This window comes from Pantoea sp. AN62 (genome assembly GCF_050432985.1).
Taxonomy (GTDB): Bacteria; Pseudomonadota; Gammaproteobacteria; order Enterobacterales; family Enterobacteriaceae; genus Pantoea; species Pantoea brenneri.
The window spans coordinates 148,347-170,876 of record NZ_JBNPYB010000008.1; the positions used below are offsets into that span (position 1 = coordinate 148,347).

The 22,530-nt window shown below is 49.4% G+C and carries 19 protein-coding genes; 18 read left to right on the top strand and 1 reads right to left on the bottom strand.

Translation table 11 applies throughout. The features are described 5' to 3' along the window. Positions 1-10: 10 nt before the first annotated feature. The 12 genes from FHW04_RS11515 to mobC all read left to right on the top strand — a co-directional run bounded on the left by FHW04_RS11515 (position 11) and on the right by mobC (position 12,684). Positions 11-2,758 (top strand): VirB3 family type IV secretion system protein, encoded by a 2,748-nt coding sequence (locus tag FHW04_RS11515; RefSeq protein ID WP_003036386.1) that lies wholly within the window; start codon positions 11-13, stop codon positions 2,756-2,758. Between the two features lie 22 nt (positions 2,759-2,780). Continuing rightward, positions 2,781-3,509, top strand: coding sequence for a type IV secretion system protein (locus FHW04_RS11520; protein ID WP_003036383.1), 729 nt, complete (start codon positions 2,781-2,783; stop codon positions 3,507-3,509). Positions 3,510-3,520: 11 nt separating this feature from the next. Continuing rightward, positions 3,521-3,793: an EexN family lipoprotein gene (locus FHW04_RS11525; RefSeq protein WP_003036380.1), complete on the top strand. Its 273-nt coding sequence runs from the start codon at positions 3,521-3,523 to the stop codon at positions 3,791-3,793. 78 nt (positions 3,794-3,871) lie between these two features. After that, positions 3,872-4,903, top strand: coding sequence for a type IV secretion system protein (locus FHW04_RS11530; RefSeq protein ID WP_003036377.1), 1,032 nt, complete (start codon positions 3,872-3,874; stop codon positions 4,901-4,903). A gap of 89 nt (positions 4,904-4,992) precedes the next feature. Then, a complete protein-coding gene (locus FHW04_RS11535; protein ID WP_020078407.1) occupies positions 4,993-5,133 on the top strand; it encodes a hypothetical protein in 141 nt (46 codons plus the stop codon). Continuing rightward, positions 5,126-5,809, top strand: a complete 684-nt coding sequence (locus tag FHW04_RS11540) for a virB8 family protein (RefSeq protein ID WP_003036371.1) — start codon at positions 5,126-5,128, stop codon at positions 5,807-5,809. Before FHW04_RS11535 ends, FHW04_RS11540 begins: the two co-directional genes overlap by 8 nt. Beyond that, positions 5,806-6,696: a P-type conjugative transfer protein VirB9 gene (virB9, locus tag FHW04_RS11545; RefSeq protein WP_003036368.1), complete on the top strand. Its 891-nt coding sequence runs from the start codon at positions 5,806-5,808 to the stop codon at positions 6,694-6,696. Before FHW04_RS11540 ends, virB9 begins: the two co-directional genes overlap by 4 nt. Then, on the top strand, positions 6,693-7,997 hold the full coding sequence (virB10, locus tag FHW04_RS11550; protein ID WP_003036367.1) for a VirB10/TraB/TrbI family type IV secretion system protein: 1,305 nt from the start codon (positions 6,693-6,695) through the stop codon (positions 7,995-7,997). Before virB9 ends, virB10 begins: the two co-directional genes overlap by 4 nt. After that, on the top strand, positions 7,987-9,006 hold the full coding sequence (gene virB11, locus FHW04_RS11555) for a P-type DNA transfer ATPase VirB11 (RefSeq protein WP_003036362.1): 1,020 nt from the start codon (positions 7,987-7,989) through the stop codon (positions 9,004-9,006). The genes virB10 and virB11 overlap by 11 nt, the downstream gene beginning before the upstream one ends. A 60-nt stretch (positions 9,007-9,066) precedes the next feature. After that, positions 9,067-9,369 (top strand): TrbM/KikA/MpfK family conjugal transfer protein, encoded by a 303-nt coding sequence (locus tag FHW04_RS11560; protein WP_003036360.1) that lies wholly within the window; start codon positions 9,067-9,069, stop codon positions 9,367-9,369. A gap of 699 nt (positions 9,370-10,068) precedes the next feature. Next, positions 10,069-11,928, top strand: coding sequence for a type IV secretory system conjugative DNA transfer family protein (locus tag FHW04_RS11565; protein ID WP_023337491.1), 1,860 nt, complete (start codon positions 10,069-10,071; stop codon positions 11,926-11,928). A 9-nt stretch (positions 11,929-11,937) separates the two neighbouring features. Then, a complete protein-coding gene (gene mobC / locus FHW04_RS11570) occupies positions 11,938-12,684 on the top strand; it encodes a MobC family replication-relaxation protein (RefSeq protein WP_003036354.1) in 747 nt (248 codons plus the stop codon). A 193-nt stretch (positions 12,685-12,877) separates the two neighbouring features. On the opposite strand, the gene FHW04_RS11575 is transcribed toward mobC, so the two are convergent. Beyond that, on the bottom strand, positions 12,878-13,825 hold the full coding sequence (locus tag FHW04_RS11575) for an ArdC family protein (protein WP_003036351.1): 948 nt from the start codon (positions 13,823-13,825) through the stop codon (positions 12,878-12,880). 514 nt (positions 13,826-14,339) lie between these two features. On the opposite strand from FHW04_RS11575, the gene FHW04_RS11580 reads away from it, so the two are divergent. From FHW04_RS11580 to qatD, 6 genes are all read left to right on the top strand, one after another. Next, positions 14,340-15,374 carry an SIR2 family protein gene (locus FHW04_RS11580; RefSeq protein ID WP_003036348.1) on the top strand — a complete coding sequence of 345 codons (1,035 nt, stop codon included), beginning with the start codon at positions 14,340-14,342 and terminating at the stop codon, positions 15,372-15,374. A gap of 2 nt (positions 15,375-15,376) precedes the next feature. Further along, the gene (locus tag FHW04_RS11585) at positions 15,377-17,188 is read left to right on the top strand and encodes an ATP-binding protein (protein WP_003036345.1); all 1,812 of its coding nucleotides are present in this window, start codon (positions 15,377-15,379) and stop codon (positions 17,186-17,188) included. A 124-nt stretch (positions 17,189-17,312) separates the two neighbouring features. Further along, positions 17,313-19,247 (top strand): Qat anti-phage system ATPase QatA, encoded by a 1,935-nt coding sequence (gene qatA, locus FHW04_RS11590; RefSeq protein ID WP_003036342.1) that lies wholly within the window; start codon positions 17,313-17,315, stop codon positions 19,245-19,247. Then, positions 19,247-20,122 carry a Qat anti-phage system associated protein QatB gene (gene qatB / locus FHW04_RS11595; protein ID WP_023337495.1) on the top strand — a complete coding sequence of 292 codons (876 nt, stop codon included), beginning with the start codon at positions 19,247-19,249 and terminating at the stop codon, positions 20,120-20,122. Before qatA ends, qatB begins: the two co-directional genes overlap by 1 nt. After that, on the top strand, positions 20,119-21,486 hold the full coding sequence (gene qatC / locus FHW04_RS11600) for a Qat anti-phage system QueC-like protein QatC (RefSeq protein WP_003036334.1): 1,368 nt from the start codon (positions 20,119-20,121) through the stop codon (positions 21,484-21,486). The genes qatB and qatC overlap by 4 nt, the downstream gene beginning before the upstream one ends. 13 nt (positions 21,487-21,499) lie before the next feature. Further along, on the top strand, positions 21,500-22,252 hold the full coding sequence (gene qatD, locus FHW04_RS11605; protein WP_003036330.1) for a Qat anti-phage system TatD family nuclease QatD: 753 nt from the start codon (positions 21,500-21,502) through the stop codon (positions 22,250-22,252). Positions 22,253-22,530: the final 278 nt, after the last annotated feature.

A 22,530-nucleotide genomic window follows, 5' to 3' on the forward strand; every position in this document is an offset into this window, starting at 1 on the left:
GGAGGCAACGATGGCTACGCTGAATAAAGCACTCACGCGGCCTGCCGCCATTATGGGTATTCCTCTGGTGCCGTTCGTTCTCGTCAGCGGGGCCATCGTCCTGCTGGCAGTCTATGTCAGCTATTACCTGGCGATTATGCTCATTCCTGCATGGGCGGAAATGAAAAATAAAACCCGAAAGGACATTCATTATTTCAGTCTGCTCTGGCTGGCGTTTAAAACCCGTGGGCGGCTTTTCACCAATACCCATTTTGGCGCGAATGCCCTGCTGGCAAACCAGTACGATAACGTTGATGTCTCGGAGTTTATTCAGAAAATGAAATTAAACGAGCGTATTACGCTGGATAAATATATTCCGTACTCCTCCCATATTCACCCTTACGTCATCAGAAACCGTCACCGTGATTTGGTTGCCACCTGGGAGCTGGACGGCACAGTCTTTGAATGTGAAGACGAACATCACCTGACCCTGATGGCCACGCACCTGAATAACGTTATTCGTTCGTATGAGGGTCTGCCGGTAACATTCTATATTCACCGGCTCCGTGAAAAATACCATGATGTTTTTGAAGCCTGTTCGGGTATTCCCTTTTCCGATGAGGTAACACGTCGGTATTACCAGCCGGTAAAAGACAAACCGTTATGGCGGCACCGGCTGTTTTTCACCGTCTGCTACGCGCCGTTCTCTCAGATTGAGAAGAAAACCATGAAAGCGCAGTCGCACAGTAAACGCCAGGCAGCACTGGATGACGCGCTCAAAATCATGCTGGAATACCGCGAAGCACTGGAATCTTCATTATCCCGCTATATGGCAACGCCGCTGGGGATATATGAAGAAAACGGGCGGGTGTATTCCTCACAACTGGCGTTCTTCCATCGTCTGCTTACCGGTCAGTGGCAGAAGGTGGCCGTAACGCGCTCACCATTTTATGAAACGCTCAGTACGCCAGACGTCTTTTTCACCACCGACACCGGTGAATGCCAGACGGTCAGCGGTTCCCGTTTCTTCCGCAGCCTGGAGATTAAGGATTATTCCCCGGAAACCCATACCGGTATGCTGGATGCGCTGCTGTACGCCGAAAGCGAGTATGTTCTGACGCAGTCCTTTACCTGCATGGCACGGGATGAGGCGCAGAATCATATCCGTCTGGCGGAAAAACGGCTTAACTCCACGGACGACGACGCGACTTCCCAGCGCGAAGAGCTGATTGTCCTGCGCGACCTGCTCCAGTCCGGACATGTGTCGTGCGGTAAATTCCACTTTTCCCTGCTGATCTCCTCAGACAGTGCCGGACAGGTGGTGAAGGACACTAACGTTCTGGCCCAGCCCTTCGCCGATCTTGGTATTATGACAACGCTCTCCACCCTGTCACTGCCCGCCGCGTATCTGGCGCAACTGCCGGGCGTGTATACGCTGCGACCCCGACTGGTGGCCGTCAGCAGCCAGAATTTTGCCGATATAGCCTGCCTGCATAACTTCCATCCCCACAAACGCAGCGGTAATCCGTGGGGGGAAGCCATCGCCATCCTCACATCTCCCGGCGGTGGCGGGTATTACCTGAACCTGCACGACAGCCAGGCCGGGCGGGATGACACCGGTGAGAAAACGCCGGGGAATACGGCGATTATCGGGAAAACCGGATCCGGCAAAACCCTGCTGATGACCATTATGCAACAACTGATGCAGAAGTACCGTAACCCGGCGTCGTTTGCGCCTTCTGCCACCATCAAACGGCTGACCACGGTGTATTTCGATAAGGACCGGGCGGCGGAGATGGCGATCCGCCAGGCGGGCGGGCGTTATTTCCGCATCCATACCGGCGAGCCCACCGGCTTCAACCCGTTTGCGCTGGAGCCAACCCGCCGGAACATCAGTTTCATCAAACGGCTGGTGCGCATGCTGTGCCGCCGCAACGGTAAGCCGCTCGATCCGCGCGATGAGGAGCGGATCAGTGCCGCCGTGGACACCATCATGCTGGACTATCCGCCGGAGTACCGCCGGTACGGGATCACCCGGCTGCTGGAAGTGCTGCCGGAGCCGCCGACCACAGACGCCCGCACCAACGGGCTGCGTATTCGCCTGAAACAGTGGGCGCAGAGGGGCGAGTTCGGCTGGGTGTTTGATAACGAGGCCGATACTTTCACCATCAGCGATGTCGATAACTTTGGTATCGACGGCACCGAATTTCTGGATGATGACGATATTCGCGGCCCCGTGACCTTTTACCTTCTGTACCGTGTGACCAGTCTTCTGGATGGTCGCCGCCTGGTGATGTTTATGGATGAGTTCTGGCGCTGGCTGGCCGATGTCGAATTTTCCCGCTTCTCCCTCAATATGCTGAAAGTCATCCGAAAGCTGAACGGTATCTTCGTTCCGGCAACACAGTCACCGGATGAAATCGTCAGACACCCCATCGCCCCGGCGATTATTGAGCAGTGCGGTACCCAGATTTTCCTCGCCAACCCGAAAGCCAGCCATGCGGATTACGTGGAGAAAATGAAAGTGCCGGAAAGTGTTTATGACACGGTCAGGAACCTGGATCCGGGCGAGCATTATATGGTCATCCTGAAAACACCGCTGCGGGCCGGGGAAACCCGCCCGTTTGTGGCGATGGCGAAAATGGATCTGTCCGGGATGGGTAAATTCACCCGGCTTCTCAGCGGCAGTGAGGACAACCTGAAAATATTCGATGCCATTTATCAGGATGGTATGCGACCTGATGAATGGAAAGATACTTTTTTTGACCGGGCAATCTGAAAGCCAACCTGAGGTACTATCAATGCGTTCCAGGAATCACCGTCTGGCATTATTGTTATTTTTCTCGGCGCAGGCGTTCAGCGCCGGAATACCGGTTTTCGACGCCGTGCAGAATACCGAATCCATTAACCAGTGGATGCAGAAACTACAGCAATGGGAGGGTACGGTTACCCATTATAAAAGCGAACTTAATGCGTATAAGAAACAACTGGCTACCGCAACCGGCGTGCGGGATATTCAGGGTTTTCTCAGTGATGCCCGAAGCCTGAAAACCGATATTGATAATCTCCGTAAGAACGGTATTTCACTGGATGATCTGCTGACCACGCAGAACAGTTCATATTCTTATGAACTGCAACACCTTTACAGTAAATACAAATCGTTCAGCGTATGCAGCGAGGAACAGGAAGGAATAAAATATCAGGCCCTGGCCGACAGTTGCAAACAGATAATCCTCAATCAAGCAATGGCGATTGAGAATACCACTGACGTTGAAAACAGGATTAACAGCACACTCAGCGATATATCAGACTTATCTGACCGTATATCGAATGCGCAGGACTCGAAAGAGTCTCAGGATCTGGCTAACGCCATCGCGGCGAAAAGCGTACAGTTAAATGCGCTGACGAATCAGTGGGAGATGTCTGTCAGGCAGGCTGAACAGCGAACGACATTGCTGGAACAGCAAAGACAGAAAGCCTTTGAACAGCAGCAGCTAACGGCACCTGTTGCTGACCTTAATAATTTATAAGGAGGTTATCCGTGCTCAGATCCTTATTCACCTTATGCACACTCTCAGGCGTGATATTACTGTCCGGCTGCAAGGAAACCAAATCCGAAGCCTGGTATAAGCAACATCCTGACGAAACTTATGCGGTTTATACGCAATGCCTGAAGGATGGCGAGGCAAGCGATAACTGCGAATTTGCCCACCGGGCAGCACTTATGTTTGCACAGGAAGGCCAGCCCGGGGTTAAGGAAAAATTCGAGGCGATATTTCAGCAGGAAGCTGCAAAACGAAATGCAGTGACATAGTAATAATATTTCCTCCAACAAAACAGGGAATTCTCCCTGTTTTTTTATTTCCTTTCTTTAAATATCAGGTGAGGCACCATGTCCGGTGGTATTTTTGTTGGTATGGACAAAAACATCATGGATGGACTGAATGCTGTACTGGAAGGTCAGTCTTCCACTTACGGCACGATGATCAGCGTCATCATTGTCAGCTCTTTTACCTTATTTATACTGTATCGCGGTTATCAGACACTGGCTGGCAAACTCCGGACCCCGGTTGAAGATGTCGTCTGGGATGTGGGGCGAATGTTGCTGATCACCACCTTTGTGTTAAACCGGGATGGCTGGCTTGATATGGCGGTAGCGGCTATCCAGGGACTCAAAGACGGTGTCAGCGGCGATGATAATATCTGGGCGCTGCTCGATACTGTCTGGGGAAAGGCACAGGCGCTGGGGCAAAAGTTATTTAATATGGACACATCAACTTACGTCAAACTGAATGGCGGCCTTGCCGAAGTGCTGGTATGGGGCGGCTCTATTGTCCTGCTGATGGCAGCCACCTTTGTCAACCTGCTCGCCGAAATCACCATCCTGTTAATGACCACCACCGCGCCGCTCTTTATTTTCTGCCTGCTGTACGGTTTTCTTAAACCGATGTTTGATAACTGGCTGAAAACGATTTTTGCGGCAATATTAACGATCATGTTTTCCGCCTTATCCATCCGTATCGCCATTAATTACCTGAATAAGATACTGGATGCTGCAACAAAAACATCCGCTGAAACCAATATGGTCACGCTGGCGGCGCAGTGCCTGCTGGCCGGGATAGCGGCAGGTGTGATGGTCTGGTTCTCCGCGAAGCTCGCCAGCGCACTCAGCGGGGCCGCCGTACAGGCGGTGCTGCAGGGGGCAGCCATGAGTGGCCTGAGCGGACTGGCGAACAAATCCGCCGACCTCGCCGGAGCGGGGGTAAAGGGCGGTGCCCGCCTGACTGCGAAAGGCGGCATGGCCGTCGCAGCGGCGACCGGCAGACTCACCGGCGCAGGCGCGGGTAAAACCGTGAGCGCCTGGCAGAAACGCGCCGCAGCCATCGAAAGCATGAAACGCCTGAACCGGCAGCGTCACCGTTAATCCTCCCGATCCTTAATTTCCTTTCCCCGTCACGCCGTGGCCTGCGCCACCGGTGCGGCATTCCTGCATCCATACGATAAGGGGCTTCCATGAAATTCAGCATCATCCTTCTGATGCTGTGCGCGCTCACGGGCTGCGCACGGCATCAGGGCGACCTCCCACCGGTATCCGGCGAACCCGAGCCAGTGAATTCCCCCGCCATCATTCAGGAGCTGACTCACCATGTCTGATATTCAGAACATTGTTAATGTTTCCCGCTCTTTTGAATCCATACTGCTGGAAAAGGAAGAACGTTCCCGAAAAACCGCCTGGCGGGTGGCCGCTGCCGGACTGGTTCTGGCCGCAATGGCGATTGCGGCCATTATTATTCTGCTGCCGCTGAAAACCTCCGACACTGAATTATGGTCAGTGGATAAACAGACCGGGCGCTATGAATATATGACCCGCGTGAAGGAGCGGGATATTGCTGCTGAAAAAGCGCTGGCACATTCACTGGCAGCACACTATGTCAGACTTCGCGAGGGATATAATTATTTCTCCCTCCAGCGTGATTATGACGACGTGCAGTTATTTAACAGCGACAGCGTGAACCGGGACTATCTGGACGGGTTTAACGGCGACCAGGCACCGGACGTGATTTTTAATAAGGCGGAATATGTCGTTTATATCGCCATTATTTCCAATGTGCATGCGCCTGCCACCGGGCCGGATAATCTGGCAACACTGCGTATTAAGCGCACAATCCGTCGTGTTGCTGATAATTCCGTGAAAACGGATGTGTGGAATATCCGCCTCACTTACCGCTACGTCCCGCACCGGCAACTGACCGACAGCCAGCGCGAAGTGAACCCGCTGGGCTTTATCGTCACCAGCTACCAGCGCGATAAAGAGCTGGGGGGGGAATGATGCTGAAACATCCCCTGCTCCTCTCTGGCTTAATGGTGTCATGCCTGGCATGGGGCGCAGCGACACCGCGCGGCAGCGCGTATGACAGCCGGATGCAGAACGTCACGTACAACAGCCAGAACGCCACGGTCGTCAGTACCCGCCCCGGCTACGTCACCATGCTGGTGTTTGATGACGGTGAAACCGTTATCGATGCGCAGGCGGGTTTCCCCAAAGGCTGGACCGTGACGAAAAGCGACAACCGGGTGGGCGTCAGCCCGAACCCGATTACCCAGCCGGTCACGGACGCCAGCGGCAACAACGTCAGCCAGGTGTTTCTGCCGACGGCAAAAGACTGGAAAACCAATCTGTTCGTGGTGACCTCGAAGCGCGATTACAGCCTGGAACTGAACGTGCTGGATAAAGACTCGCCCGCCCAGGCCTTTGTTATCCGCTACCGCTATCCCGACGAACTGCGAAAAAAGTCTGCCGCCGCCAGCGCCGCCCGTCAGCAACATCAGCAGGAAGCACTGGACCGGCAGCGGATAGCGGCGGCATTCGGGCAGGCCACCACGCCGCGCAACTGGCGCTATACAAAACGGGTGGCAGCTGGCTCAGCCTCCATCGCCCCGGACTTTACCTGGGATGACGGTCGTTTTGCGTATATCGGTTTTTCTCCTGCGAAAACCCTGCCATCCGTTTTCCGGGTGGTGAACGGCCTGGAGCAGGCGGTCACGCCCCGAACCATTAAACAGGGCAACTACACCGTGATGGCGGTTCCGGCATCGCCGCAACTGGTTCTGCGTTACGGCACCTCGGTGGTGGGGATCGAAAACGACGGATCCGGGCGTATCCCGCTGACCAACAGTGACACCGTTTCGCCGTCCGTTACGCTGGAGGCAAAATGACCGACAAATCTTTCCCGGACGAACCGGAAAAAACCACCGCAGAACGGGAAGCGGAAGCCCGTGAACGCGCCCACGCGGCAATGGCATATCAGGAGCCGGAGCAGAAAACGCCGCCCGGTCAGCCGGAAGTGACCCGTTTCCGTAAAGCTTCAGGTCGCCGCATGCTGATCGTCAGCCTGCTGAGTCTGGTCCTGGTCATCGCGCTGGCATCCGGTGGCGATCGTCTTCTCAGCGCCCTGAAAACGGGTGATGAGAAAGAATCTGGCACCGCGCCGCCCTCCTCCGGTACGGTGCAGCATGAGCGTAAGAATCTGGGTCTGGACAGTAACCCGTTTGGCCTGTTCGGGCCTGGGAGGCAGGAAAGCACAGACCCTGCCAGTCAGAGCGCCCCGGCCACTCCAGCTCTGCCGCCCGGGCCGCCCGCCCTGAACAAGGCGGCAGCACTGGCAGACGGGCTGAACAGCGACAGTACAGGGTCAGGCGACGATACACGCACGTCCCGAAGCGGATCGCGCAACAACGCGGGAACGTCGGGCAGCCCGTCAGCCTCCACGGCGTACACATCCTGTCAGTCTGTACTGGTCAGTGGCGAAGATGGACGTCTGCGCTGCCCGGATACGACAGCACCGGCAGGCAGCAATAACAACGACAATCCGGGCGTTGCCAGTGTCACTGGTGTCAGGCGGCTGGGCCTCGATCCCGATCTCTATATCCCGGTGGATCGTTATATTCCGTGTTCGATGATGCGGCGCTTCGTATCCGATGTTGGCGGTCATATCTCCTGCCTGATTGGGGAGGATGTCTGGAGCGCCAGCAACCATGTGAAGCTGATCCCGGCCGGAACAGTCGCCCGTGGCGTCTACCGCACCGGCGCACTGCAACACGGGCGCAGCCGGATGTTTGTGCTGTGGACGGAGCTGCGCACGCCGGAGCCCGGCAGCCTGCAAATCCCGCTCACCGATACGCAGGCCACCGGCCCGCTCGGCGAGGCAGGGATCGCGGGCTGGATCGACAGCCATTTCTGGGCGCGTTTCGGCAACGCCCTGATGCTCAGTACCGTGCAGGACGTGGCGGCAGCGGCATCAGATGCCGCGCCGGGTAAAGACCGCAATACCGACTATACCGAAAACACCCGCGCCGCCACGGCGGAAATGGCGAAAACGACGCTGGAAAACAGCATCAATATCCCGCCCACGATGTACCTGAACCAGGGCGATGTGATCGGCATCATGACCGGTACGGATATTGATTTTTCCTCTGTTTATCAACTACGGCTGAAAAAGAAATGGTATGAACGCTGAAAACCTGTCACTGGATTTTATGAAAAACCGGCTGTTTGGCGACTTTCTTGCTCAGGATGGCCTGACAGAAATTGCTGTTAACCGGCCGGGTGAGCTGCATACAAAAATTCGGGGAAAATGGCAAAAACAGGCATCCCCCATCACGTTGCGTCAGTGCCATGCTTTTGCCAGAGCGCTGGCGTCCTGGCATGACGATAATATTGACGATACATCACCCATCCTTTCTGCAACATTAGGATCTGGCGAACGTATTCAGGCGATTATTCCTCCGGCCTGTGAACGTAATACGGTGTCCATTACGCTGCGCAAACCCTCGTTTGAGCAGAAAACACATCAGTCATGGATTGATGCGGGATTTTATCAGCGCGTGGCCGGTCAGGAAAAAACGGAAAGTCAGGATAATGCACTAATCCGGTTATATCACAGCGGGGATATTCCCCACTTTATGGAAAAGGCGGTGGAATACGGCAAAACGATTTTTATTGTGGGTGAAACCGGCTCCGGCAAAACCACCTATATGAAAACGCTGCTGCATTATATTCCGCTGCATCTCCGTCTGGTAACGATTGAGGATAATCCCGAAATCCGTTTTTATCACCACAGCAATTATGTTCATCTTTTTTACCCGGCGGATGCCGGGGATAATGCTATTGTCACGCCCGGCAGGCTGATCCGTGCTAATTATCGTATGAACCCTGACCGGATATTACTGGCGGAAATTCGTGGGCGGGAAGCGTGGGACGCGCTGAAAATTGTCGGCTCCGGGCATGAGGGGTTAATCACCTCCCTGCATGCGGGCTGTCCGGCAGAATGTATTGAAGGGATCATTGACCGCTGCTATGAAAACCCCGACTGCCGGAACATTCCTTTTGATGTGTTGTTACGCAAGGTACTTAAAAGCATTGATGTCATCGTCAGCATTGATATACACGGCGATGTGCGCCGGATGAGTGATATTTACTTTAAGCCAGTTCATTTAAACAGCACGAAAGAGACATTCAGAAAATAACCCCGACAAATAACATTAGCCAAAAAACGCAACCTTTAATTAATCATAATGGTAACTGAAATGAAAAAAGCAATATCCTCCGTATTATTGTTCTGCGTTATTGCATCATGTTCAACATCTGTACTGGCTGCTGATGCCTGCGAGGTGGTGTTATGTATGTACGGTAAAGCAACCGGAAATGGCGGCGGCAGTGAATGTCATTCCGCTGAACGTGCATTCTTTAATATCGTGATAAAGAATAAACACGGCTTTCTTCCTGACCATACGGCCGATGCCAGACAATCATTTTTAAGTGAATGTGATTTGGCAGACCCTGCGGCTATCAGTCAGATCATCAGTAAATATGGCCGCATTCGTGGTTAATACTGGCGAGACGGGCACAGAGCATGACGGTTTTCAGGTTTTTACGGCTTCTATTTTTCGCGGATTAAGAAGCGAAGAAACAGGGGCCGTAAAAATGAGGCTGCGGACAGAAATATTTTCGCGGGTTAAGGAGCGAAAATAATTCAGGCACCGCACCTCACCTGCAAACAGCCGCGCCCACGCGGATTTTGCAGGCCGGGGGGAGCCGGATAAATTTCGCCGCCCCAGCGAGCGAAAAGCTGTCGCCCACGACAGCGGTTTACCCGGGGGGCGCAGCCCCGCACACCGTCGCAGCTAAGTCTCCGGCCCAAAGCCGGTAGCGTGGCGCGACCACCCTCTTTAAAGGTCAGCTTCCCTTTTATTCCCGCTGCGAGGAACGAGCAAAGGGAAGAAAAAGGCGAAAGCGACCGTCTTAAAGAGGGTGGTCGCGCGTAGCGGACGACGGTGTGCCGCCTTTGACCCTGGGGGTTTTGGCGTGGCGTCCAGCCGCGACATTACCCCCATGCACCGAGCAATAAGGGCGTCCAGCCCGCATGTACCGGCGCACGCCGTTTCGTGCAGGGAAGCATGCTTTCCTGCACATGGCCGCACAGCGGCCACCTTCTTTACCCCATACGCTCGCCCCGTCTTTTCGCCCGACACCGTGGGGCGAACTGATGGGGCGATGTCATGGGGCGAACTGCTGACGAAGGAGGCATCGTGATTTTGAATAAGCTGGCCGTTTCACTGTCGCCGATAGTGAATGGGATGCTGGCGGTGCTGGCTTTTGTGCAACAGCATCAGCTGATGCTGGCGCTGTTATCGGGGCTGACGATGCCGTTTTTCGCCTCGTTGAAAAGCGATGAACGGCAAAAAGCCCCGCTGTGGCAAAAGATGATTATTGCTTTTTCAATGCTGTGTTTTCTCTCCGGCACACTGGCCCCGATAGTTATCGGATCCTTCCAGTGGCTGTATAAGACCAGACTCACCAGTGATAATACGGTACTAGCCTGGTCAGCACGGATTGCTTTCACTGTGACCGGGATTATTTTTCATATTATACTTCGCCGGGTATTCACGCCGGAACTGGATAAAATAAAGAAACGCCTTGTTAAAAAAACCACCCTTGAACGGGAATTGCGCACCGATGTCCGCACCGTAAAGTCCCTGCTGCCGGAAACACTGCATTATGATCCGCTGGATTATATCGACCTGAATAAAGGCATTTTTACTGGCATGGACAGGGAGAACGAACCAATGTATCTCCCGTTAAATGACTGGCAGAAACAGCACGCGGATATTATCGGCACCACCGGAGCCGGTAAAGGGGTAGCTGCCGGGATATTGCTATATCAAAGTATTATTGCCGGTGAAGGAGTGTTTGTTATGGACCCCAAAGACGATGAATGGGCACCACACCTTTACCGGAAAGCCTGCGAGGATGCAGGAAAACCCTTTGCCTTAATTGACCTGCGAAAACAGCACTACCAGTTAAATCTGATTGAAGATATCACGCCCGATGAACTGGAAGAATTGTTCGTAGCAGGTTTCAGCCTGGCGGAAAAAGGGCAGGAATCGGATTTTTATCGCATTGATGACCGAAAAGCCGCGCGTATCGCCGCACAATTTGTCAGTGATAATCCATCGGCAACAATCCGTGATGTCTATAACGGTGATTACGTTCAGGGAGTTGCCGAAAAAATCAAAGCATTTTTCGGCAAGATTGAGGAACTGGCAATACTCAATGCCATTAACTCACCAGAAGGCTTTTCGCTTAAGCACATATTTGATGAGGGCGGCTGCTGTTATGTTGTCGGCTCCATGCGAAACAGCAAAATTATTACCGCCCAGCGCATGCTGCTGGTTCGCCTTTACCAACTGGCAGAAAAGCGCGATCGAGTAACAGACGTACCCCGCCCCATTGCTATTTATCTTTCCGAGCTGAAATACCATTTATCCAGACCAGCGCTGGAAGGTTTAGGTGCGGCGCGGGATAAAGGCGTACACATTATTATGGACCACCAGTCCATCGCCGATTTAAACGACTGCCCGGCAGATTTGAAAGGTGACGCCGTTGTCGGTGCGGTTGTTGAAAATGCAAAATTCAAGCTGGTATACCGGGTTATGGACCCGGATACAGCGGAATGGGTGGCGAGAATGTCAGGCACGATTCTGGTGGATGATGAACTCCGTAAAGCGAAAACGGATAATATGCTGACGGAAACGATCGACAGTGAGCGCACAATCCGCCAGGCCGAACGTTTCTTTATTGACAGCAATATGATCCTGAACCTGCCCGATTTTGTCAGCTTTATCTTTACGACAAAAACGCTACCTTCTGCTTCACTGATTTCACCGATAAAGGTCAGAAAGCGTCAGCTAAAAATCTTCTCGGTTTCCCCTGATATTGCCGCATCGGCGGCACCGGTGAAAATCGCACTGGATTTTGACGAGGATGATAAACCATCCATACAGGATGTAATGACAACGTACCCGGATCTTTTCTTCAACGGAAGCGAAGTCAAACCGGCAGAGCCCCAACCTGATGAGGGAGAACACCTGTCCCCGCTGGATTTTTAAGGAGCGGTTATGCTGATTTCGACATATCACGAGCGCCAGACACGCAACAGAGAAAAAATAAAACAACTGCTGAACTTCCTGAAAGAAGAAACCTACAGCGATTTCAAAACGCTGATGCTGCTATTTGGTTTCCGGGATCATAAATCGCTTTATTCGCTGCTGGCAAAAACTGAGAAAATGGGGTTAATCCAGAAGCATGTGCTTGAATCACGGACAATGAAGATTTCATTATGGGGGATCACCAGCGACGGGCTGGCGGTGGTGTTAACCCCGGATGATAAAATCTTTCCCGCGAGGTTTGAACCGTTCAGAATTACCGGCTGGACGCTGGAGCATCATCTTGATAATCAGGCCGCCAGACTTATTCTGGAGAAAAAAGGTGCTTCGGGATGGATTAACGGCGACCGGACCACTTTTATCAGCCAGTATCAGGTGAAACATCGCCCGGACGGGTTACTGACCCTGCCTGACGGTAACGTTATTGCCATTGAAACCGAGCGCCGCCTGAAAACCCGAGCTCGTTATCAGTCGATCATGGCAAGCCACCTGCTGGCCCGTACCCGCAAGCAGTGGATTTACGTTTTTTATGTTGTACCCGATCCACAGAAGAAGCGTGCACTTGAACTGCTGTTTGACAGCATCAGGCATGTCATCATCAACCATCAGCACGTCCCGCTGGAAGAACGCCACCGCCGGGTGTTTCGCATTTATACCCTTGATGAACTGAAACGCCTGTCATTAGACAGCTATACGTAAGCTTTTACACAGGCCAACATGGTGGCCTCACCGGCCTGGCGGCGATACCGCCAGGCCAGAAATTATTTATTCCACTGCGAGGCGCAGACTGTTCGGTACTCGCTGTGCTGCGTTCCGCCTCAGCCTGCGCCTTGCAGCGTTGCCGGTTAAAAACCATGTAACCGCATTCCCTTGCGGTTGTCCGGCTCCGGCCTCAGAGTTTATCCATCAGATAACGATGCGCTTTAGAGGCGGCGCTGGCCGCTTTGAAAATATAGCGCCTGTCGTTTTTCAGAGCTTTCAGCCAGGAAGCAATGTAGCTTTCATGTTGTACCTCTCCCTCAATCCCCAGGTCCGCCATCAGAAAAGCACTTCCCAGCTCCGCCACCAGTTCTTCCTCTGCATAATCCGCACTGCCAAACTTCCCTTTCATTTCACGGTTCAGGCGTTTTTTACCCCCACTCCAGTGGACAAGCTCATGCAGGCCGGTAGCATAGAAGTTAGCCGCATCAGCGAATAGATGGCGCTCCGGTAACCAGACTTCATCAGTTGATGGGCTGAAAAAGGCGTTTTGTCCTTTCTCAATGATGTTTGCGCCGCTCTTCCTGAACAGATTTTCAGCCTGCGGCAACGGGGCAAATGTCGCTTCCGGACTGACAGTTACCTTTGTCAGAGGCAAGCCGTCGATTTGCTGAACGTTAAACACGGTGAAAGTTTTCAGCATCGGGATATGGTCGATTTCTCCGGCGTCGTTTTCCTTCTCCAGCGTGGTGTAGAAAATGGCTGTAGTGCCACGTTCACGCGTGCGAACCTGTCCACCTACCGACTGGGCCTGTTTATAGGTCAACCAGCGTGAATCGCTGAACCCCTGTTTTGATGCACTGCTCCACAGCAACATGATATTCATGCCACTGTAGGCCACGCCGGTGGCGTAATTAGATGGCAATCCAGACATGCCGGATACACGCTGCCACGGGCAGGACCAGGGTTTAACACCGGCTTCCAGCGCTGCAATGATGTTGTCGGTAACGGTCTGATAAATATCCTTTCTGGTTTTAGAAAATTTCGTTTTTGAGGAGCCTGACGGGTCCAGCGGGGATACGCTGGTCGCCGCTGCGGTGTTAGGGGCGCTTGTCCGGGGGTAATGCAGGGAAATTGTCATGGTTTTTTCTCCGTCAGTGTGTGATTTTCGTCTTCGTATCGCCTGACGGTTCGCTTTCCCGGCATCGTTCTGTCCTGCAAGGGCGCAGCATGCGTGCCATTTACCCTTGCGGGACGGGTTGTGTTGGGAAACGATTAACCTGAAGTAGATACGGAGAACGAAAAGTGCACAGGAGAAAAAACTTGCCCCTGCATAGCGGGTGTAGCGCCCCTTAGTTCGCTGCGGTGAAATGTTGTTGGGAAAGGCAGTGTTTTGCATTAAAAATACGGTTCATGTTTTGCTTTCAGACTAGATGTTCACATGCCCTCTATTGATTATCGCACAGTGCTATATCTGCATATCTCTTAAGATCCGAGATACACGCTACCAGCTAAAGCTGAAGCAAAAAGAAGAAAATTAGTCCCAAAAAGTTCTCGATGACAGCTCGTAAAAGTGGTGCAATTATGTGCAGTAACGGTAAGATAATTCCTATCTACACACTAAAATTAAACTTAAGGAAGCGTTTACTGTGGCAATGCAACGAGCATACTACGGTCAGGATCGGGATCGAGAGTATTTTGAGCGTGTTTTTCAGTCAGCAAACATCAACTTTCTTATCGGCTCCGGAGCGTCACTACCAGCTATCCGCATACTAGGAGATATCGAAGCGCAACTAGAAGAGCACGTGCGTTCAGGAGATGACTTAGCCTATTTTCAGCAAGCAGGCGATTTTCTAACCTCAGTTTGGGAAGCTAATGACGTTCTACTCGATAGAACTCAGCAAGGTATACCGCATAGTCAACCCACGTTAGATAACGTAACTGTCACTCGCACCTATTACTCCAGTTTCCTACACTCTCTTGAAAAGATTCTTACCCAAAGAAGAACTGGCCTATTACCTAGGAGAATAAATCTCTTTACCACAAATTATGATCTGTTTATCGAAGATGCTGCCGTCAAAAGCTATAACGTTATCTTAAATGATGGGTTTAGTCGGCGAGGAAATTTGTATGGTGCACATTTATTTGATCCAGCCAGCTTCTACCATACGACTCATGCTACTGGAAACCTTTATAACTATAGCGTTGAGCTACCGACAATAAACCTGATTAAGCTTCATGGTTCTTTATCATGGCTTAAATATAAAAATGATTTTTACTACCAAGTACCCCCATTGAGACCTGTAGCTTTTGCTACCCATGAAGAACTAAGAAATTGGGTGCTATCACATGCACTCATTCTTCCCAGAAAGGATAAATTTCGCGAAACTCTTCTTGAAAATATCTATTACGATCTTCTTAGAAGTTATTCTAATGAATTAGACAAGGAAGGAGCATTGCTTATAGTTTTTGGTTTCTCATTTGCAGATGAACACATAGAGACGTTAACAAAAAAAGCGCTAAGAAACATGTCTCTTAAAGTTATAATATTTTCCTATAATGAAATTTCTCGAATCGCATTTATGGAAAAATTCAGAGACTACTCTAATGTGGAAATAGTTTACACTCCAGGTAAAGAATTAGATTTCACTAAGGTAAACGAAATTATAAATTGTTTTCTGAGGAGATAACTGTGGAACAAGAATTTATTCATGAAGAGGCAGTTCTCCGTGTCGGTGAAGTATGTGAGGTGTCAGGAAGAACAATAAGCATATTGGTCGATAAAAATAAAAACCTTAGCGATCTTTTTTTCCGTGGAAAAGTACTTAAGAACGTATCCGTTGGCGGATTTATCGAAATCAAGAAAGGATTCATGAGCCTAATCGGTAAAATAGAGGCAGAAAAGATACTTGAGGAGAAAAATCCATTAGGAAGCGGTGCTGAGTCCATACGTTTTCGCCGCTACCTGACTGTCTCTTTGTCGGGTTACGTTGATCGGAACGGTCATTTTACTGTCGGTACAAGGGAACTTCCCTTAATTGGAAACGAAGCATTTATAGTGACCGAAGAGATAATTCAGCTCATTCATCAGATAGTGAGAGCACAAACTTGTGCTATCACATTCGCCCGTACTGATCTTGAAGATATCGATATTACCCTACCTGTTAGCGGTTTATTAAATTCTCACATTGCTATTTTCGGTAATACCGGTAGTGGAAAGTCAAACACTCTGGCATCTCTGTACAAACACGGTTATGCCGCATTGTCTGAAATGCTAAAAGAGAGCTTTCAAAGCAAGTGTAAGTTTATATTGTTTGATTTCAATGGTGAATATGGTGCCGATGAATGCATAACCTCGGAGAAAATTGTCTATAACCTTAGCACTTATAATGATCAAGGGGATAAAATCCCTATGCCGGAAGGTGTATTACTTGAACATGAGATCCTTTCTGTCCTTACTGATGCAACAGACAAAACCCAGAAACCATTTTTAAGGCGAGTACTTGAACTCAAATCGGCAGTTCATCGCTCTGATGCCCCTATTGATTTTTTTAGAAATATACTCAAGAAAAAGATCAGGGAAACTTTGTGTGGTAGCGATAAGACACGTTGTGATGCCCTTCTTGATCTTTTTCGACCAATTTTTAACGATCATGAGCATATGACATCCGATCTAGAGTTTCATTTCGGTAGAAAAGTTTGGTTTAACAACACAGGTCGCTTTTTTGACTCTCCTGAAGATACGGAGCATTCAAACCTGTTCAGACTCGCAGAATCCTATGAATTTCCAAATGATGTTATAGAATCCTTGCTTGGATTCATGTATTTGCAGCTAATCCTCGAATTCTTATCCGGTCGCTCAAATCCTGAACACATAGCACCAGTAGTAAATAGAATGAGTGCAAACAGAAAAGATATTAGAAAAGTCTTTGATACCAATGGGAATAGAGATTTTTGGGGCAACAGTAATTTTGTAGTCATCAACCTGAATATGGTCAATCTGACCATGAAAAAAACACTTCCATTATTACTCGCTAAATGGGCCTATGCTGATAAAAAAGCAGGTGACCCCTACTCAACTCTCAGTCTCATCATTGATGAAGCACATAACATCCTGTCTAATACATCTTTTCGTGAAACCGAGAGCTGGAAAGATTATCGACTTGAAACTTTTGAAGAAATCATCAAGGAAGGGAGAAAATTCGGTGTATTTGTAACCCTATCGAGTCAAAGACCGAATGATATTTCCTCCACTATTATTTCTCAGGCGCATAATTATTTCATCCATAGGTTGATAAACCAGAATGATTTATACGCTATTGAGAAGTCAGTTTCTTATATTGACCGTCTCACCGAGGAATCAATTCCCACCCTTTCTACTGGCACCTGCATATTCAGCGGTGTGGTATGTCCAATGCCGCTGAAACTTCGCATCAATGAATTGGAGATACATCATAGCCCCCACAGCAGTACCATTACTTTTGAAGAAATTTCACTACTATGATCATGATTCAATATCAGAACAGTGCAAGATTAGAGATCTGCGTCTCTACTAGGGATAGCCCTATGATGTGCTCATTAATATTTTATTTGAATAAGATGAATAGCAACGACTATTAGGAAAAATAATGATTCTAACTGACAACGAAACAAAAATCGATCTGCTAAACAATGAGGCCATTGCCTCCACCATTATTGGATTGCTTCGAGAGCAGCTCAATCACCCAGTAACAATTGGTGTTCATGGTGATTGGGGTGCAGGTAAGTCGAGCGTACTCGAAATGATTGAGTCGGGCTTCTCCGACAAAGATGATGTTTTATGCTTAAAGTTCAATGGTTGGCGTTTCCAAGGATTTGAAGATGCAAAGATAGCCTTAATTGAAGGCATCGTCTCAGGTCTGGTAGAGAAACGTCCTGCATTGAAAAAAGTTGAAGGAGCTATTAAAGACGTATTCCGTAGTATCGACTGGCTAAAGGTTGCCAAGCGAGCCGGCGGTCTGGCATTAACCGCATTTACCGGTGTTCCGACACCTGAGCAAATTGGCTCCATCATCAACTCCCTGCAAGGTTTGGCTGAAGATCCCGTCAAACTTATGACGAAAGAAAATATCTCTAATACTATCAATGAAATAAAGGCGGTGACGAAAGAGGGAGAAACAAAAAATGTACCGATGGAAGTGGAAACATTTCGCAAAGCATTTGATCAACTACTGAAAGATGCTGGTATCAAGCAACTTGTGGTATTGGTTGATGATCTTGATCGTTGTCTACCTGATACGGCCATTGAAACTCTTGAAGCGATTCGTCTATTTGTATTTACCTCGCGGACAGCATTTGTTGTTGCTGCTGACGAGGCTATGATTGAGTACTCAGTGCGTAAGCACTTCCCTGACCTGCCTGACAGCACTGGGCCACGAGACTATGCCCGTAATTATCTTGAAAAACTCATTCAGGTCCCGTTCCGGATCCCTGCTTTAGGCGAAACAGAGACGAGAATTTATGTCACATTACTTCTTGCTGGTGCTGAAATAGGTGAGAATGACCCAGACTATGAAAAGTTAATCATCGTTGCGCGGGAAAAGTTGAAACGCCCGTGGACAAGTGGTGGATTGGACGCTGCCACGGTAAAAATAACTCTCGGCTCGCAAGCCGATAAAGCAAATAATGCACTAATTCTGAGTGATCAGATCGGACCAATTTTGGCTAGCGGAACAAAAGGTAATCCTCGCCAAATCAAGCGTTTTCTTAATACCCTCTTGCTACGTGACCGCACCGCAACAGCGCGAGGTTTTGGCGATGATATCAAACTGCCAGTACTAGCAAAACTCATGCTTGCTGAGCGATTTATTCCAAGATTGTTCGAACAGATCGCGTTTGTTGCGGCGATACATTCAGATGGACACTGCAAAGATCTTGAAGCATTAGAGACGTTTCTTACGATTTCCAATAAAAACGATGATAAACCAAAAGAAAAAAAAGCCGCAGAAGTATTATTGCCACCTGATAGTACGGTTTTGACTGAATGGAAATCTTCAGAAACGATAAGTGACTGGGCTCGGCTCCCACCGAAGTTATCAGGTCTCGACTTACGTCCCTACTTGTTTGTAACAAAAGATAAAAAAGATTATTTTGGTCCGGTATCAGTTTTGGGCCACTTAGCCGAGGTGGTCGAGAAATTGTTCGGCGGCAAAATGGCGGTTCAAAGTTACGAATCAGAGTTGAAGCAACTTGTGCAACCTGAAGCCGAAAAGGTCTTCGAGGCAGTTCGTAGCAAAATAATGAGCACAGCTACTTTTGATATCAAACCGGCAGGAATTGATGGTTTGAGCGTTCTTGTAAAGGCACAACCAAAATTACAGAGCCAGCTAATGGATTTTCTGGAGGCATTGCCAAATGATAAGTGTGGTCCTTGGGCTGTAAGTGGTTGGCAGAGTGCTATAAAGGATACCGAATGTTTAGCGCGTTTGACTGTACTATTGGGGAATTGGAGCAAACTAACTACTAATACCAGCCTCAAAGTCGCAGCCGAAGCAGCGCTTAAAAATCACAAAGGAATACATTAATGGGAACATCAACAGCTTATGGAGGGCCTGGCGGCGGGACTCCACTTATTCCATCATGGTTGGATAACGCCCCCCCGGCATCCCCGCAAGGCAATGGCCCAGGACAAGACGACCAGCAGCCAATAGATCGTCCTGAACCCCTGACTCCACCAAATCGCCCACCAATACCAGGTACAGCTGATCCGCAACGTTTCTCAAACGCGCGCAATAACTTCACACGATTTGCAGGGTCTGGTGGTTCAGATCGAGCAAGCCTCGGGCGGGCCATATCGAAGTATGTTTCAACGTCATCAGGTGGTGCTAGGCAGGCAGCACAACGTATGGGAGCTTCCAGAGGGGCGGGGGCACGGCTCCTCGGTTTCCTAGCGGAGGTACAAACAAGGGGTGTCAACGAAGCGCTACGCTCACTGAATTTAGAATCGCTAGCAGGCCGTCCAATCACTGAAATTTTCATTGGGCTAGCTGATTTCATCTGCCCAGGAGCAGGTACTGTTGATGAGGGCATTGCCCGTGAAGCATACATCGAGACTATCGTAGAACTTGCTAACGAAGGTCTCACTGATTTGAATACATTTACACCAGATCAAATGCAAACCGTTTTCGAACTATATGCTACTCACGCGATCGAAGCACGCATTTGTAATGACATTGGAACCAAAGCGGTGACGATGCCAATAAATGCGCATACAGCACATCTTGTTGAGCAGCAGGTGCGAGATTTCATCCGGGGTGGAGTAAGCGATGCACTCGCACGCGCTCAAATTGGGACAAATCATCTTACTCCAGAGCAAATTCAAGGATTCGTGGATACGATCTATGAGTCTGCGTTTAGAATTTTACAGGCTCTTGGCGATGCAGAGGCTAATAAACAATGATGCGACAACTCCTAGTTGGTCATTTCGGTTATGACGATTCATTTGACCCTGTAGCAGGCTTAGATGAACAGATAACTTCCCTACAGCTCGTCGCCAGCAAACAAACGTTGGATTATGGAATTGGTCATGCACTGTCCAGCCTTAACAATATCGGCATATTCCCAACAGAAATGGGCATTGACCTGTTGGTTTTAGCAGCCCATGTCCATGCTGCTGACACACGAATCTCGCGTGTTGAGCAATCGCAGGATTCGTGGACACGCGAGATAAGATTGATAGTACCTGTGAGTAATCCCTCTCGTTGGTATTCAGCAGCGCCAACCCTCAAAAATTCTCTTGATTTTTTAACCGGCGATCGCTGGACGGTCGATTTTAGGCCACGCCCCGAGCGATTTAATACTGTCGTCAAAGAAGCACCACCAACCCTGATTGCTCACCCATTTGATTCAGTCAGTTTATTCTCAGGTGGACTTGATAGTTTAATTGGAGCTATCGACTCGTTAGAGAGTGGAACTACACCGCTTCTGGTTAGTCATTTCGGAGAGGGGGCAACAAGTGATGCACAAACTAAGCTGTTTGCCGGTTTAAAAAAACATTACGTCAAATCATCTTTAGGGAGATTGCGAGTTGGTATGTCCTTTGAGGAAGGACTTGTGGAAGGCGTAAGTTCAGAGAATAGTACTCGAGGCAGATCTTTCTTGTTTTTTGCTCTCGGTGTTTTCGCAGGAACCGGACTAGGAAACCATTTCGTTTTGCGCGTCCCTGAAAATGGATTGATTGCTCTAAATGTACCGTTGGATCCACTACGATTGGGATCAAACAGTACTCGCACGACGCACCCATATTATATGGCGAGATGGAATGAACTACTTTCCATACTTGGCATCAATGGCGAAATTCAAAATCCGTATTGGAACAAAACTAAAGGGGAGATGGCTTCGTCTTGCCAAAATCCTTCTCTTTTAAAAAGCCTGATATCAGATTCACTATCGTGCTCATCACCGGCCAAGGCCCGTTGGTTGGGGCATGGCATTGAACAGTGTGGCTATTGTTTGCCATGCCTGATCCGCCGAGCAGCATTAATGGCAGCATGGGGACCTGATAGTGATCCAACGGTGTATACAGTGGCAGATCTTCATGCTCACCCCTTGGACACGCGCCAAGCAACTGGAGTACAGGTCAGATCATTTCAATATGCAATTGCTCGTCTGAAAGATAATCCGCAACTAGCAAGTATCTTGATTCACAAGCCTGGCTCGCTTGCGGATGAAGCAATGCATTTAGACCAGCTAGCTGGTGTATATCAGCGCGGACTTGCTGAAGTTGCGCGACTTATCGACGGTGTTTCGACAAGACCAGCTTGAAAAGGATATTTACATGAATGCAACTAAAGGGCTTGTCGATTTTCACTGTCACCTTGATCTCTACCCTGATCATTATTCAGCAGTCAGAGATGCAGAGAAAGCTGGAATATTTACATTGGCAGTTACGACAACACCGCGCGCATGGCCTCGCAATCACGAGATTGCAAAGCGTACGAAGTATGTCCGAGCAGCATTAGGGTTACATCCCCAATTGGTAGCCAACCATGAAAATGAACTAGAACTATGGGATCATTACCTATCGGAGACACGCTATGTTGGTGAAGTTGGACTGGATGCTGGTCCTCGCTTTTTCAAGTCACTCGATGCGCAAAAGCGAGTATTTCAACATATATTGCAACGTTGCGCTCAGGCTGGCGATAAGATCATTACAGTCCATAGCGTCAGAGCGGTCAAAATTGTACTAGACTTCATTGAAGCATATTTACCCTTAGGGCGTGGGAAAATTGTTCTCCACTGGTTCACTGGAACAAAGAACGAGGCGAAGCGAGCATTAGAGTTAGGATGCTATTTTTCTATTAATATGGAAATGATTAGCAATGCCAGACATATTCCTATGATACAGTCTATTCCAATTGAGCGAGTGCTAACAGAAACCGATGGTCCATTCACACGTATTGATAATAGGCCTTCACAACCAGCTGATATAGAAAATACTGTAGAAGAACTAGCCCATTTATATGGGCTATCCACGAGTGATATGGTCTACGTCATTCGGAATAATTTGCGGACCCTAATCAGTTATTGAAGGCAACCTTACTATGATTAAATGAAAAAGAGATTGGTGTTCATCTTGGTGGTCTTGACAGAGAAGTGACTCAAGTTTCGCTTATATATTAGCTTGTAACTGAATAAGGCAATCCCAATTACAGAGCCAAATTTGAACAGCCTGATTACTAGCAGGCTTTTTGCTTTTGTGCACCAATGGAAAAGAGTTCAGTCTCGGAACTGGGGGGCCTGTTAACGATTGTTGCAACCAGCTCTTCAGACGGAGATAAGACACACTATGTTACTTAAAAAAATAGA

Bases quoted from the DNA above. Each gene is read 5' to 3' on its own strand.
- FHW04_RS11515 (WP_003036386.1), top strand. From the start codon at position 11: ATGGCTACGCTGAATAAAGCACTCACGCGGCCTGCCGCCATTATGGGT.
- FHW04_RS11520 (WP_003036383.1), top strand. From the start codon at position 2,781: ATGCGTTCCAGGAATCACCGTCTGGCATTATTGTTATTTTTCTCGGCG.
- FHW04_RS11530 (WP_003036377.1), top strand. From the start codon at position 3,872: ATGTCCGGTGGTATTTTTGTTGGTATGGACAAAAACATCATGGATGGA.
- FHW04_RS11535 (WP_020078407.1), top strand. From the start codon at position 4,993: ATGAAATTCAGCATCATCCTTCTGATGCTGTGCGCGCTCACGGGCTGC.
- FHW04_RS11540 (WP_003036371.1), top strand. From the start codon at position 5,126: ATGTCTGATATTCAGAACATTGTTAATGTTTCCCGCTCTTTTGAATCC.
- virB9 (WP_003036368.1), top strand. From the start codon at position 5,806: ATGATGCTGAAACATCCCCTGCTCCTCTCTGGCTTAATGGTGTCATGC.
- virB10 (WP_003036367.1), top strand. From the start codon at position 6,693: ATGACCGACAAATCTTTCCCGGACGAACCGGAAAAAACCACCGCAGAA.
- virB11 (WP_003036362.1), top strand. From the start codon at position 7,987: ATGAACGCTGAAAACCTGTCACTGGATTTTATGAAAAACCGGCTGTTT.
- FHW04_RS11560 (WP_003036360.1), top strand. From the start codon at position 9,067: ATGAAAAAAGCAATATCCTCCGTATTATTGTTCTGCGTTATTGCATCA.
- mobC (WP_003036354.1), top strand. From the start codon at position 11,938: ATGCTGATTTCGACATATCACGAGCGCCAGACACGCAACAGAGAAAAA.
- FHW04_RS11575 (WP_003036351.1), bottom strand. From the start codon at position 13,825: ATGACAATTTCCCTGCATTACCCCCGGACAAGCGCCCCTAACACCGCA.
- FHW04_RS11580 (WP_003036348.1), top strand. From the start codon at position 14,340: ATGCAACGAGCATACTACGGTCAGGATCGGGATCGAGAGTATTTTGAG.
- qatA (WP_003036342.1), top strand. From the start codon at position 17,313: ATGATTCTAACTGACAACGAAACAAAAATCGATCTGCTAAACAATGAG.
- qatB (WP_023337495.1), top strand. From the start codon at position 19,247: ATGGGAACATCAACAGCTTATGGAGGGCCTGGCGGCGGGACTCCACTT.
- qatC (WP_003036334.1), top strand. From the start codon at position 20,119: ATGATGCGACAACTCCTAGTTGGTCATTTCGGTTATGACGATTCATTT.
- qatD (WP_003036330.1), top strand. From the start codon at position 21,500: ATGAATGCAACTAAAGGGCTTGTCGATTTTCACTGTCACCTTGATCTC.